We start from the raw sequence: 12979 nt of genomic DNA, 5'->3' as shown, positions 1-12979 counted from the left end.
TTTTTTGATAAACTATTTATTATTTAATTCTTCAATAGAAAGGATTTTTTGGGTTGGTTTTTTCCTAAGCGTAGTAACGATTGCTTCTGCCACTATCACAACCTTAGTTGGAAAGACCTTTTGTACAACAATACCTAAGAAAGGCAAATGACTAAATAACTTTATACACTTGGCTTGGAAAATCGAGAGAGGTCGCTCTTCACCATACATCAAACCTGGTCTTACAAAAAGATAATCCAGACCGCTTGCTTTGATTATCTGCTCTGCCTTCCTTTTACTTTTAATGTAAGCTGAATAGCCGCTGTTGGCTGAAATATAAACTAACTTTGGTATTTGATTTTTGTGACAGAGTGCTACTGCTTTTTGGGTTGCTTTAACGTTAAGCTCATCTAGTTGATTGGGCTTAATCGCTCCAATACAGTCAATTAATATATCAAAAGTTCTGTCTTCTAAATGAATCTTATCAGCTTCTGTAATATCTCCCCTAATGTAGGTTAATCTAGGATCCTTAAATATATCACCTTTACCTTCATGTCTTGATAAGTAAGCCACTTTATGCCCTTTTGTAAGCGCTGCTTTTATTATCTGCTTTCCTAAAAAACCACTACCACCTGCAATCAGTATTTCCATAGTTCCCTCTCCTTCATTTTGTAAATTTAGTATAGAAATTTTTATATGCCTTGTCAAAGTAATCGTTTAATACCTGACCACGGTATGATTTCAAGTCATTACATCAGGACACTTCATATTTAGCTATTTATAAAACTTCTAATTTAACATTCCAAATAGTACTGTTGCGATATTTATTATCATTATTCCCTGAAATGGTATTCAAGCTTATTTCTAAGAGTCAGTAGAAATTTACTATAATCATCTTTAAATGTTATAATAAATATGAAACAAACTTATTAGTTAAGGGTCATTATGAGTAAAAAGAATAAAATCAAAAAAACTTTAGTTGATCAAATTTTAGATAAAGCAAAAATCGAACATGATAGTCTACAATTGGATGCTTTACAGGGAGATTTCCCCAACGGTATTCAAAAACAAGATATCTTTAAGACATTAGCGCTAATCGGTGATAAAACCGGTCCCATAATAGGTATCTTACCTCTCACCGAGCATTTATCCGAAAAAAAGTTAGCTAAAATTTCAGGAAACAAAAAGGTACAAATGATACCTCAAAAAGATCTCCAGAAAATAACCGGTTATATTCACGGAGCAAATAATCCAATTGGAATTCGCCAAAAACATAATTACCCTATTTTTATCGATACTATCGCTTTAGAAAAACAAGAACTCATTGTCTCTGCAGGAGAAATTGGACGTTCTATTCGTATTAATAGTGAGGTTCTTGCAGATTTCGTAAATGCTAAATTTGCCGATATAAAGGAATAATAATTAGGATTGGAGAAAAATATGAAATTTTATCTTGTTAGACACGGAAAAACACAATGGAATTTAGAGGGGCGTTTCCAAGGTGCTAACGGAGACTCACCTCTCCTTGAAGAAGCTATTGAAGAATTAGAAGAACTTGGACAATACCTATCATCTATTCATTTTGATGCTGTTTATTCTAGCGACTTAGGTCGTGCTAGAGATACTGTTAATATCCTCAATGATGCTAATTCATGCCCAAAAGAAATCCACTATACTCCTCAACTTCGTGAATGGGCATTGGGAACTTTAGAAGGTTGTAAAATTGCAACTATGCAAGCTATCTATCCTCGTCAAATGACCGCATTTTATCAAAATCCCTTACAATTTAAACATGACATGTTCGGTGCAGAATCTCTTTATCAGACAACGCATCGTGTAGAGAGTTTCTTACGTTCTCTAGCTTCAAAAAATTACGACAAGGTCCTTATTGTAGGACATGGAGCAAACCTAACTGCGTCTATTCGTTCCTTACTGGGTTATCAATATGGTAGTTTACACTACAAAGATAAACTTGATAATGCCAGCCTCACAATCATAGAAACTCATGATTTTAAAGACTTCAACTGTCTGACTTGGAACGATAAATCTTATTTAAGGCAAGAGGTCAAAATGACACACTAAAATAATCCACTAGATTCATCTAGTGGATTATTTAATTATCTAGCATACTTCATGCGTAATACTTTTTCTTGTTTTGCAGTTAGGCGCAGTAAAATAACAACTTTGTCAACGCTCATATTACTCTCAAGCAGACGCTCTGCTGCCATCATTAAACCATTATTAAGTCCCATTTCAAGGACTGGATTACTTTTATCGTTGATATCAAAAATAAATTTATTATCAGGTAAGTCAAACAACACTTTAACAGCACCGAATAATTGCTCAAAGTTATCAATAGCAACATCATAAACTGGTTTAATTCCCGGTTTTAAAGAACGTCCTCTATGGTTGAACCACATAGAATGCCAACCACCATTAAATGCACCCATAATATCATTATCATATGAATCACCCACATAAAGTGTAGTTGAAGGGTTCATATCAAATTGCTCTGCTGCTAAATTAAAAATCTCCTTTTCAGGCTTTTGAAAACCAGTTGCTTGACTAACTATAACACGTTTTGGATCAACATAGTCATAAAGTCCCAATTTTTTAACTTTTTTCAATTGATGTTCCGTAGGACCATTTGTAATAATTCCCATTGGTACATTTTTTGATTTCAAAAAGTCAAGTGTCATACGCATCTCATCAAGCATTGTAATATTTTCAAGTTCATGTTCGTATATTTCTTGAAAATAAATACCAGTAGCTTCGTCAATTTCACGATAACCAAACTCTAAAAGCGTTTCTTTGCATCGCCAGAAACGAAAATATTCTGTTGTCCATTCACCAGCCATTACTCGTGGAAAGCCAATATCTGAATAATGACGAAAGCGAATATAAGCTTGGTTAATAGCGCTCATATCAAAATCAGGAAAGCATTTCTCCACAGCAATACGGTAAGGTGCTTGTTGATCGTAAATCGTATCATCAACATCAAAAACAATTGAAGTAATCATGATTATCCTTTTCTTTCTGAATTTTCAATTGTTAATTATACCTTTTTCTACCCTTATTTTCAAATGGTGAAAAGTCTATTAAAAATGAGAATAACACCAGAAACTCATAAAATAAATTATGAATTATCAGTGTTTTTGTGGTACAATAGGATGAATACTAACTTGGAGGAAATTATGTCTAACCAACATATTGAAGAATTAAATGACCAACAGATTGTTCGTCGTGAAAAAATGGCTGCTTTGACTGAACAAGGCATTGATCCTTTTGGTAAACGATTTGAACGTACAGCAACATCTGGTCAATTAAATGAAAAATACGCTGACAAATCAAAAGAAGACTTGCACGACATTGAAGAAACTGCTACAATCGCTGGTCGTTTAATGACTAAGCGCGGTAAGGGGAAAGTTGGCTTTGCGCATATCCAAGATCGCGAAGGTCAAATTCAAATTTATGTCCGTAAAGATTCTGTTGGCGAAGAAAACTACGAAATCTTTAAAAAAGCTGATTTAGGTGACTTCCTTGGTGTTGAAGGGCAAGTAATGCGTACAGATATGGGAGAACTTTCTATCAAGGCTACTCATATTACTCACCTTTCAAAAGCACTCCGTCCACTTCCTGAAAAATTCCACGGCCTAACTGATATTGAAACAATCTATCGTAAACGTCATCTTGATTTAATCTCAAATCGTGACAGCTTTGACCGTTTTGTAACACGCTCAAAAATCATTTCAGAAATTCGTCGCTTTATGGATAGCAATGGTTTCTTAGAGGTTGAAACACCTGTTCTTCATAATGAAGCTGGTGGTGCTTCTGCTCGCCCATTTATCACACATCACAATGCACAAGACATTGACATGGTTCTTCGTATCGCAACTGAATTGCATCTAAAACGTCTTATTGTAGGTGGTATGGAGCGTGTTTATGAAATCGGACGTATTTTCCGTAATGAAGGGATGGATGCAACCCACAATCCAGAGTTCACATCTATTGAAGCCTACCAAGCCTATGCTGACTACCAGGATATTATGGACTTGACAGAAGGTATTATCCAGCATGTTACAAAAACTGTAAAAGGTGATGGACCAATTAATTATCAAGGCACAGAAATTAAAATTAATGAACCATTCAAACGTGTTCATATGGTTGATGCGGTTAAAGAAATCACTGGTATTGACTTCTGGAAAGAAATGACTCTTGAAGAAGCACAAGCTTTGGCACAAGAAAAAAATGTTCCACTTGAAAAACATTTCACAACAGTTGGTCACATCATTAATGCCTTCTTCGAAGAATTTGTTGAAGACACTTTAATTCAACCAACTTTTGTCTTTGGTCATCCAGTTGAAGTGTCTCCACTTGCTAAGAAAAATGATACAGACCCTCGTTTTACAGACCGTTTCGAACTCTTTATCATGACTAAAGAATACGCTAATGCTTTTACAGAATTAAATGACCCAATTGATCAGCTATCTCGCTTTGAAGCACAAGCATCTGCTAAAGAACTTGGCGATGATGAAGCAACTGGAGTTGATTACGATTATGTTGAAGCACTTGAATATGGTATGCCACCTACTGGTGGACTAGGTATTGGTATCGACCGTCTCTGTATGCTGTTAACTGATACAACAACTATCCGAGACGTCCTACTTTTCCCTACAATGAAATAAGAATATATTAAAACCCATCCTTATTTAAGGTGGGTTTTAATATTACCTCTACTGAACTTTGTTAGGTTTCTGATTTATCGCTCACGCAATTTTTTATCAAGGTTCACCATTTCAATAGCCGAAAGAGCACAATCATAACCTTTATTTCCTGCTTTTGTTCCTGCCCTCTCAATAGCTTGTTCGATGTTATCCGTTGTTAGAACACCAAAGATATGAGGGATATCTGACTGGCTATTTAAATGACCAATACCTTTTGTCACCTCATTACAAACATAATCATAATGATCAGTGCTGCCTTTAATGACTACCCCAAGACAGATAATAGCATCATAATCTTTATATAATGCCATTTTTCTAGCCATATAGGGGATTTCAAAAGCACCAGGTACCCATACAATATCTATATCTTCTTCTGAAACACCATGTCTCAGCAGTCCATCTACTGCTCCTGATAATAATTTAGATGTAATCAATTCATTGAAACGTGAGACTACGATTCCTATTTTCATTTCGTTTGCCACTAATTGTCCTTCAATAATTGTCATTTTTTCTTCCTCCTTTAATCTAAAAGATGTCCCATTTTTCCTTTTTTAGTTTTTAAATAATTAAGGTCATAAGCTGTTACTGCCACCTGTAATGGCACTCTGTTTTTGACGCAAATTCCTTCTGCTTCAAGTTGTTGGATTTTATCTGGATTATTGGTTAGTAAGTTTATAGAATTTATACCTAAATCTTTTAAAAGTTGAGCACTAACTCCATAGTCTCTCTCATCTCCTTCAAAACCTAAAGCCAAATTAGCTTCTAAAGTATCTAAGCCTTCTTCTTGCAAATGATAAGCTTTTAACTTATTAATCAAACCAATTCCTCGACCTTCCTGTCTCATATAAAGAAGGACTCCACGACCTTCAGCCTCTATTTGTTGGAGGGCATTAGCCAGTTGTTCCCCACAATCACATCTCAAGGAATGAAAGACATCACCTGTCAAACATTCTGAGTGTAAACGACATAAAACATCTTCACCACTACTAATATCCCCTTTAACAAGGGCAACATGTTCCTTATTTGCCACAACTTCGCTATATCCATAAGCCGTAAAATGACCGAATTGCGTTGGTAGCTGAATCTCAATTTCTCTAACCACCCCTCCCTCTTCTTGACGTCTATAGTCTTGCAATTGTTTTATGGTAGCGATAGCTAAATCGTGCTTTTGAGCAAATGCTAATAACTCATCCTTTCTCATCATACTACCATCTTCAGCCATTATTTCACAACAAAGTCCACATTCCTTTAATCCAGCTAAACGACATAGATCAACGGTTGCTTCAGTATGTCCATTTCTAGCTAAAACACCTCCTTCCTTGGCTAACAAGGGAAATAAGTGCCCAGGACGTCTAAAGTCTTTAGCTTTGCTACTGTCGTTAGCAACCATCTTAGCTGTCAAAGCTCTATCTTCCGCAGAAATCCCAGTACTAGTTGATAGATGATCAATAGATATGGTAAAAGCTGTTTCATGATTATCAGTATTATGGCTAGCCATTTGAGCTAATTCTAACTTTTCAGCATAGTAATTAGACAGAGGTAAGCAAATTAATCCTTTCCCAAATTTAGCCATAAAATTAATCGACTCTTTTGTCACCATTTCAGCCGCACAAATAAGGTCTCCTTCATTCTCTCTATTTTCGTCATCCATCAACACTACCATTTTCCCTGATTTGATGTCTTGTAAAAGTTTTTTTATTGGACTAAAGGCCATTAGCTTTCTCCTCTCTCTTAGTAGCCATTTTCTGATAAAAAAGACCAATCCATTACCGATGAAGTGTGATTAGTTCTATTAGTGGGTGCTAAAAATTTCTCAGCATATTTGCCTAAAACATCCACTTCGATATTTAATAAATCCCCAACCTTTTTTAAGGATAGATTAGTTTGAGCCATCGTGTGGGGAATGACCGAAACTTCAAAAGAATGCTCTGTAAATGATACCACTGTTAAGCTAATCCCATCTAGAGCCACCGAACCTTTCTCTATAATATAAGACATAATACTAGGTGGAGCATCAATTGAAAATCTGACAGCAATATCATCTTTTTGGATTTTTTCTATTTTTCCAACCCCATCCACATGTCCAAGAACAAAATGCCCCCCTAACCTTGAGTCACTTCTGAGTGCTAATTCTAAGTTAACTTTAGAATGAAGTCGTAAAGCAGCTAAGCTTGTTCGCATCATACTTTCTGGCATGACGTCTGCTATAAAAGCTGTTTCACTTTTGTCAAGAACCGTCAAACAAACACCATTAACAGCTACGCTATCCCCTTTTCTTAATAAAGGGACTAGTTTGGGAGCATCAATACTTAATTGTTGGGACTTTATGCCATTCCGAATACGACTGACTTGACCCATTTCCTCAATAATTCCTGTAAACATAATGTTCTACCTTTCCTTCAATAACAACGTCAGAATCCATACGACTAAGTTCAATATCTTTTACTCTGAAAGCTTGGTTAAGCCAATCCAAACCTTCTCCAGAAATAGCTGTTTTTGCTTTCAGACCTCCTATTATTTTGGGTGCAATAAAAACAATTAGTCTGTTAACAATACCAGCTTTTAAAGCTGAAAAATGTAAACTACTTCCTCCTTCAATAAGAAGGCTATCAATCCCTTCTTGTCCTAAAATAGTCATTAATACTTTCAAATCCAGCTTTCCATCTTTTCTTGGGACCTTAATCAAACGGCAACCCATTTCTTTTAATGTTTGTTGCTGAGCAAGATTATCTGAACATGTTGCAATCCATGTTGGTATTGTTTTAGCGCTCTTAACTAGGTAAGAGTCTAAAGGTATCTTCAACTGACTATCACATACGATCCTCACAAGCGCTTCACCTTTAGGAATACGGCAAGTTAAACGTGGATTATCAGCTAATACAGTATTGATACCGACCATAATAGCACTACATTTTTGCCTCAATTTCTGAACAGATTGTCTTGAGTGCTCATTTGATATCCACTTAGAATCGCCCGTCTTTGTAGCTATCTTCCCATCTAAAGTCATAGCATATTTCAAATAAACAAAAGGCTGCTTATAGGTCATGTGAAAAATAAATCTTTCATTCAGAGCATCGCATTCTTCTCTTAAGATACCAACTTCAACATTTAAACCTTCTTTTCTCAACAAGGCAATCCCTTTTCCTGAAACTAAAGGATTTGGATCTAAACTTCCAACTACTACTTTTTTGATACCAGATTTAATAAGAGCTTCAGTACAAGGTGGTTGCTTACCAACATGACAGCATGGTTCTAAAGTCACGTACAGAGTACTTCCAGAGATATCCTCATCAGCATTTTTAATAGCCTGTCTTTCCGCATGTAAATCTCCAAATCGTTTATGATAACCTTTGGAAATTATACGATCATCTTTAACAATAACAGCACCTACTAATGGGTTGGGAGCAACGAACCCCATACCTTTCTCAGCCTCTTTCAAGGCTAATGCCATGTAGTCTTCTTTTTTCATCATTTCCTTTTTCCTTCTAAAATAAAAACCCTTAGCTTCTAAAATAGAAAACTAAGGGGAGGGATGAGAAGTCGTTGATTATACTAATTAGCATTATATTTTAGGTAGCACAAAAAAACTAAAGACTCCCTATAGAAAACTATAGGGAGTCTCTCATTAATCCAGCACAAATAAACTGCAAGTAGCAGACAATCACTGAATTCTTCTCTCATCCAGACTTTACTGTCGGTACTGGAATCACACCAGTTCATGCTCGAAAGCTCGCGGACTATACCGCCGGTTAGGATTTTCACCTGACCCCGAAGAAATTCTATTTGACAGTTATTTTACTAAACTCATTTTTATTTGTCAATAAAAATAATGTGTTTTTTATTATAAAATAATAATTAAGTAGCTCATCTATTCTTATCTCTACAAGACAGTATATCTATACCATAAAGCAATCTTTCGAACTAATCAAACAAGAATCGCTAGTATTATTGGATTATATTTCTTAAAAAATTCACTACAGATATAGTTTACTCCACTTAAATAACTTAGGTAAATCTACGGAACTAAAAATAATCGATAGAAATCTGTTATTTTGTTATTTCAAATGTAACTGTTAAGAAAATAATTCTCTAAATACTAAACAGCACCTCAATTGATTATTAAGTAGCGTTAATTTTTAATTGTTTTTCTATTTTCTATTTGTTATAATGGCTTGAGATTACTAGAAAGTATAGTATTACATGAATCAAAATCATTCCGTCAAAAGATCCTTATCCGAAGTTAATCAGAGCGTTGAGGTTCCTCACAATAGCTCTTTTTGGAACACTTTAAGAGCTTTTCTTGGACCTGGAGCTTTGGTTGCAGTTGGTTATATGGATCCAGATAACTGGATTACTAGCGTTATTGGTGGAGCTACCTATCGTTACTTACTATTGTTTGTTGTTTTAGTATCTTCTTTGATGGCGATGCAATTACAACAAATGGCTGGCAAGCTTGGCATTGTTACACGACAGGACTTAGCACAAGCAACAGCTTCTCGACTCCCAAAACCGCTTCGTTACCTGCTATTTATTATCATTGAGTTAGCCCTTATCGCTACTGATTTAGCAGAAGTCATTGGCTCTGCCATTGCTCTTCACTTATTATTTGGCTGGCCCCTGTTACTGTCTATCATGATTACTATTTTGGATGTATTCTTACTTTTACTCTTAATGAAGTTAGGCGTCCAAAAAATTGAAGCCTTTGTTTCTGTTCTCATATTGACAATTTTGATAATCTTTACATATTTAGTTGTTTTATCACAACCTGATTTAGATGCTATGTTCAAAGGATTTTTACCACACCATGAGCTTTTTAACATATCACATGAAGGGAAAAATAGTCCTTTAACCCTCGCTCTTGGCATTATCGGCGCAACAGTCATGCCACATAATCTTTATTTACATTCTTCTTTATCTCAGACTAGACGCGTGGATTATCATAATAAATCTTCAATAAAAAAAGCTGTACGTTTCATGACCTTAGATTCTAACATTCAGCTATCACTTGCATTTGTCGTGAATTCGCTACTATTAGTCTTAGGAGCTAGTCTATTTTATGGGCATGCTAATGATATCAGTGCCTTTTCTCAAATGTATCTTGCCCTATCTGATAAAACTATTACTGGTGCAGTAGCCAGTTCTTTCCTTTCTACCCTTTTTGCAGTTGCCCTACTAGCAAGTGGTCAAAATTCAACGATTACAGGTACTTTAACAGGACAAATCGTTATGGAAGGTTTCCTTCACTTCAAATTACCTCAATGGTTAATAAGGCTTTGTACTAGATTATTAACTCTTCTTCCAATTTTTGTTATCGCCCTACTAGTTGGAGGCGAAGAAAATACGTTAGATCAACTAATCGTCTATTCACAAGTTTTTCTTTCCTTAGCTTTACCATTTTCAATCTTTCCATTGATTTATTTCACGTCGCAAAAATCAATTATGGGAGAGCATGCTAATGCTAAATGGAATACCTATTTAGCATACCTTGTCGCCATCATTTTAACATTACTCAATTTGAAATTAATCATGGATTTACTTTAATACAATACAAAAAAGCCCCACTAATGAACTGAACCTCTATCATGAGACATACATCTAATGATAGAGGAAAGTACATAATGATGGAGCTTTTTGTATTTCTTTCAAAGAACCCGTGAGTAAGGGCTAGTATTTTTTTGCTTGTACCTCTCCTTGACATTATAATAACCGATGATGAAAAACGATACGCCAAGGATAATTGCTGCAATCAAAGATAAAATTTGGATACTAAAATATAGGTGTTGAAAATTTCCTTCTAAATGTGCTTTAAAAACCATCAACCAAGCCCAAAAAACGGATAAGATTAAGTAAGCATTTTGTAATACTCTAGCTAGGTAAAGACTTAAAACAGTTATAAAAATCAAGGCAATGATAGCTATATATACCTTTGGTAATGGGTAATTAAAATCAATTTTAACTAAGTAGACCGCTAAATTGACCAATGACGCAACTAGCAACCATCCTGCATGAATTCCAAATGTTATTCTAAGCAGTAATTTTGATTTATTTTTACTTAGTATCTTGATAATGATAACCAGAAGAATACAGTAAGCAAAAATTATTATTGTTGATAGGCCAATCAAATTACTCGTAAAAAATACAGTCCATATATTATTAACTAATAGAAGACCCAAAAAGTATGGAAAAATGCTAGCAAAGTTATCTTGGTAAGATTGACTCTTACTGAATATAGCTCTTAATATTACTAAAAAGGTCAATAAATAGATGACTGACCAAATTGAAAAGGCTAATGGTGCTGGTGTCAAGAGCGTTTGATAACGATCAGACAGACTCTTCTGACTGTTCCCTGTTAAAAAACCTGTTGCGGATAAATAATTCACTATTATTGTTAAGATAAAGACTAACAATAACACCTTACTTTTAAATGAATGTCTAATCATAGAGGCCTCCTTTTACCTCCATTATAATTCTTTTAGTTTAAAAATTCTATTTTTTTAATCAATATGTTTACTGAATACTCGTTTGTCTCGACAAAAAAAGTGGTTTTTGAAACCACTTTTTATTTATTTACGAAAAGCATCTAAAATGACTTTAAATTCTTCATTAGATAAAGTGATACCTTTACCCATTTTTGTATGATCTGGACTCCATGTACGCAAATCAAATTTAGCTGGCGCTCCGTTGAAGCTCACACGATTCAACTCTTTTGTCCAACCTTTTTCATTTTCAGATAGGACCAATAACTTCTCAACAATTTCAAATGTAAATTCTGACATTTTATACCTCCACTTATACTATTCGTTATTTTTATAGCTTTTTGTTCTATTTAAATGAACTTCTTCTATTTTAACAATTTTTAGTAATATTGACCATGTAAAATGACAAAATAGTTATAAAAGTATCTAAGCTCTTACAGTCTTGCTAGTACCATCATTTTGATAAAGGTTCACTAATCCTTCTTTACAAGCACGAATCATATCCCCTTTTTTTACTGGATTTGGTAATGTTATGGTTAATAATTCCATCGGATTTGGAGCACGGTCTATTTTATTTCCTTCAGCATCACGCAGACCATCAATAAAACATTCAAAGTGACGGAAGCCAGGACCATAGAATTCTACGCGATCTCCTTCCATAATAACATTACGCTGACGAATTGTAGCCTCCATTTTAGCATTGTCAAATGAAACCACTTCCCCAACAAATTTGTATTGAGGAATTTTACGACGAGCTCCAAAGAGTTGTTCATTTTCAGTTGGTGTATGGTAGTAGAAACCTGTTGCTAATTCGCGTTGTGCAACCTTCCAAAGTTCATCAATCAAGTCTTCTTTAATAGCTTCAAAAGCTTCTGGACTTTCCATATAGGCATCTACAGCAGCTTTATAGCAATTAGTTACTGTAGAAACATAATGAATGGATTTCATACGTCCTTCTATTTTTAAACTATCTACACCATTTTCAATCATATCTGGAATATGCTCAATCATACACATATCCACAGCTGACATTGAGAAAGGTTCTGGAATCTCGCCTTTTAACGATTGACGTTCTTGTCCAAATGGCATATCGTAGAGGTCATATTTCCAACGACATGACTGAGAGCAACCGCCACGATTAGCATCACGATGGCTCATATGGTTTGATAGAACACATCGTCCTGAGTATGAAATACACATCGCGCCATGAACAAATGCTTCTATCTCAACATCTGTCCTCTTCCTGATTTCAGCCAACTCTGCCATAGTAACCTCACGTGCTAATACGACACGAGTAAGCCCCATCTCTTTCCAAAATTCAAAAGTTTCATAGTTCGTGGAAGAGGCTTGAGTTGACAAATGAATTTCTAAGCCTGGTGCTTCTGTAGCACAAATAACAATAAGAGCAGGATCTGAAACAATGACTGCATCTAGTCCCATATCACGTAATTCACGAAACCACGGACCTGCCCCAAGCTCATTACCTTCATGAGTAACCATATTAGCCGCTACATAAACTTTAGCATCTCTTGCATGAGCATAGTTTATTCCCTCTTGTAACTCTTCCATAGAAAAGTTACCAGCTCTACTTCGAAGACCATACGCTTGACCTCCAACAAATACAGCATCTGCTCCATAATCAATAGCAACTTTTAATTTTTCTAGTGTTCCTGCAGGTGATAAAACCTCAGGGCGTTTTTTTACATTAGACATCTTATATTTCCTTCTATTTTCAAGATAAAAGAATTATTTTCTATCTTAATTAACATACCAATCGATATGCAGTTCTTAGTGTAATTG

At 35.2% G+C, this 12979-nt stretch carries 13 protein-coding genes and 1 riboswitch; of the genes, 4 read left to right on the top strand and 9 right to left on the bottom strand.

Features of this window, described 5'->3' with window-relative positions:
• Positions 1-12 precede the first annotated feature (12 nt).
• On the bottom strand, positions 13-630 hold the full coding sequence (locus EGX96_RS09310; protein WP_000404307.1) for an SDR family oxidoreductase: 618 nt from the start codon (positions 628-630) through the stop codon (positions 13-15).
• Between the two features lie 294 nt (positions 631-924).
• Here EGX96_RS09310 and EGX96_RS09305 point away from each other — a divergent pair, with 294 nt between their 5' ends.
• Positions 925-1398 carry an aminoacyl-tRNA deacylase gene (locus EGX96_RS09305; protein WP_000038839.1) on the top strand — a complete coding sequence of 158 codons (474 nt, stop codon included), beginning with the start codon at positions 925-927 and terminating at the stop codon, positions 1396-1398.
• A 21-nt stretch (positions 1399-1419) separates the two neighbouring features.
• Positions 1420-2061, top strand: coding sequence for a histidine phosphatase family protein (locus tag EGX96_RS09300; RefSeq protein WP_000675284.1), 642 nt, complete (start codon positions 1420-1422; stop codon positions 2059-2061).
• A gap of 35 nt (positions 2062-2096) precedes the next feature.
• Here the strand turns inward: EGX96_RS09300 and EGX96_RS09295 are convergent, their stop codons facing one another.
• Positions 2097-2999: an HAD family hydrolase gene (locus EGX96_RS09295; RefSeq protein ID WP_000633102.1), complete on the bottom strand. Its 903-nt coding sequence runs from the start codon at positions 2997-2999 to the stop codon at positions 2097-2099.
• A 174-nt stretch (positions 3000-3173) separates the two neighbouring features.
• Between EGX96_RS09295 and lysS the strand changes: the two genes are divergently transcribed.
• Positions 3174-4664, top strand: a complete 1491-nt coding sequence (gene lysS / locus EGX96_RS09290) for a lysine--tRNA ligase (protein WP_000070708.1) — start codon at positions 3174-3176, stop codon at positions 4662-4664.
• Between the two features lie 74 nt (positions 4665-4738).
• On the opposite strand, the gene ribH is transcribed toward lysS, so the two are convergent.
• The 4 genes from ribH to ribD are packed head-to-tail and all read right to left on the bottom strand — an operon-like array spanning position 4739 to position 8175.
• Positions 4739-5209 carry a 6,7-dimethyl-8-ribityllumazine synthase gene (ribH, locus tag EGX96_RS09285; protein WP_000152414.1) on the bottom strand — a complete coding sequence of 157 codons (471 nt, stop codon included), beginning with the start codon at positions 5207-5209 and terminating at the stop codon, positions 4739-4741.
• Between the two features lie 14 nt (positions 5210-5223).
• On the bottom strand, positions 5224-6417 hold the full coding sequence (locus tag EGX96_RS09280; RefSeq protein WP_123957839.1) for a bifunctional 3,4-dihydroxy-2-butanone-4-phosphate synthase/GTP cyclohydrolase II: 1194 nt from the start codon (positions 6415-6417) through the stop codon (positions 5224-5226).
• A 17-nt stretch (positions 6418-6434) separates the two neighbouring features.
• Complete coding sequence (locus tag EGX96_RS09275; RefSeq protein ID WP_000493859.1) at positions 6435-7085, bottom strand: riboflavin synthase; 651 nt, start codon at positions 7083-7085, stop codon at positions 6435-6437.
• Positions 7066-8175 (bottom strand): bifunctional diaminohydroxyphosphoribosylaminopyrimidine deaminase/5-amino-6-(5-phosphoribosylamino)uracil reductase RibD, encoded by a 1110-nt coding sequence (gene ribD, locus EGX96_RS09270; RefSeq protein ID WP_000975998.1) that lies wholly within the window; start codon positions 8173-8175, stop codon positions 7066-7068. Before ribD ends, EGX96_RS09275 begins: the two co-directional genes overlap by 20 nt.
• Before the next feature lie 193 nt (positions 8176-8368).
• A riboswitch (FMN riboswitch) is annotated at positions 8369-8483 on the bottom strand.
• Between the two features lie 420 nt (positions 8484-8903).
• On the opposite strand from ribD, the gene EGX96_RS09265 reads away from it, so the two are divergent.
• A complete protein-coding gene (locus EGX96_RS09265; RefSeq protein ID WP_001073009.1) occupies positions 8904-10244 on the top strand; it encodes an Nramp family divalent metal transporter in 1341 nt (446 codons plus the stop codon).
• A gap of 101 nt (positions 10245-10345) precedes the next feature.
• On the opposite strand, the gene EGX96_RS09260 is transcribed toward EGX96_RS09265, so the two are convergent.
• The 3 genes from EGX96_RS09260 to EGX96_RS09250 form a co-directional block, all read right to left on the bottom strand.
• Positions 10346-11143: a tryptophan-rich sensory protein gene (locus EGX96_RS09260; protein WP_000618024.1), complete on the bottom strand. Its 798-nt coding sequence runs from the start codon at positions 11141-11143 to the stop codon at positions 10346-10348.
• 123 nt (positions 11144-11266) lie between these two features.
• The gene (locus EGX96_RS09255) at positions 11267-11479 is read right to left on the bottom strand and encodes a YdbC family protein (RefSeq protein ID WP_001288869.1); all 213 of its coding nucleotides are present in this window, start codon (positions 11477-11479) and stop codon (positions 11267-11269) included.
• A gap of 126 nt (positions 11480-11605) precedes the next feature.
• A complete protein-coding gene (locus EGX96_RS09250) occupies positions 11606-12892 on the bottom strand; it encodes a peptidase U32 family protein (RefSeq protein WP_000073157.1) in 1287 nt (428 codons plus the stop codon).
• Positions 12893-12979: the final 87 nt, after the last annotated feature.

This window comes from Streptococcus sp. FDAARGOS_520, from assembly GCF_003812685.1.
GTDB lineage: Bacteria > Bacillota > Bacilli > Lactobacillales > Streptococcaceae > Streptococcus > Streptococcus agalactiae.
This window is presented reverse-complemented; position numbering and strand designations above follow the sequence as displayed.

Bases quoted from the DNA above. Each gene is read 5' to 3' on its own strand.
- EGX96_RS09310 (WP_000404307.1), bottom strand. From the start codon at position 630: ATGGAAATACTGATTGCAGGTGGTAGTGGTTTTTTAGGAAAGCAGATA.
- EGX96_RS09305 (WP_000038839.1), top strand. From the start codon at position 925: ATGAGTAAAAAGAATAAAATCAAAAAAACTTTAGTTGATCAAATTTTA.
- EGX96_RS09300 (WP_000675284.1), top strand. From the start codon at position 1,420: ATGAAATTTTATCTTGTTAGACACGGAAAAACACAATGGAATTTAGAG.
- EGX96_RS09295 (WP_000633102.1), bottom strand. From the start codon at position 2,999: ATGATTACTTCAATTGTTTTTGATGTTGATGATACGATTTACGATCAA.
- lysS (WP_000070708.1), top strand. From the start codon at position 3,174: ATGTCTAACCAACATATTGAAGAATTAAATGACCAACAGATTGTTCGT.
- ribH (WP_000152414.1), bottom strand. From the start codon at position 5,209: ATGACAATTATTGAAGGACAATTAGTGGCAAACGAAATGAAAATAGGA.
- EGX96_RS09280 (WP_123957839.1), bottom strand. From the start codon at position 6,417: ATGGCCTTTAGTCCAATAAAAAAACTTTTACAAGACATCAAATCAGGG.
- EGX96_RS09275 (WP_000493859.1), bottom strand. From the start codon at position 7,085: ATGTTTACAGGAATTATTGAGGAAATGGGTCAAGTCAGTCGTATTCGG.
- ribD (WP_000975998.1), bottom strand. From the start codon at position 8,175: ATGATGAAAAAAGAAGACTACATGGCATTAGCCTTGAAAGAGGCTGAG.
- EGX96_RS09265 (WP_001073009.1), top strand. From the start codon at position 8,904: ATGAATCAAAATCATTCCGTCAAAAGATCCTTATCCGAAGTTAATCAG.
- EGX96_RS09260 (WP_000618024.1), bottom strand. From the start codon at position 11,143: ATGATTAGACATTCATTTAAAAGTAAGGTGTTATTGTTAGTCTTTATC.
- EGX96_RS09255 (WP_001288869.1), bottom strand. From the start codon at position 11,479: ATGTCAGAATTTACATTTGAAATTGTTGAGAAGTTATTGGTCCTATCT.
- EGX96_RS09250 (WP_000073157.1), bottom strand. From the start codon at position 12,892: ATGTCTAATGTAAAAAAACGCCCTGAGGTTTTATCACCTGCAGGAACA.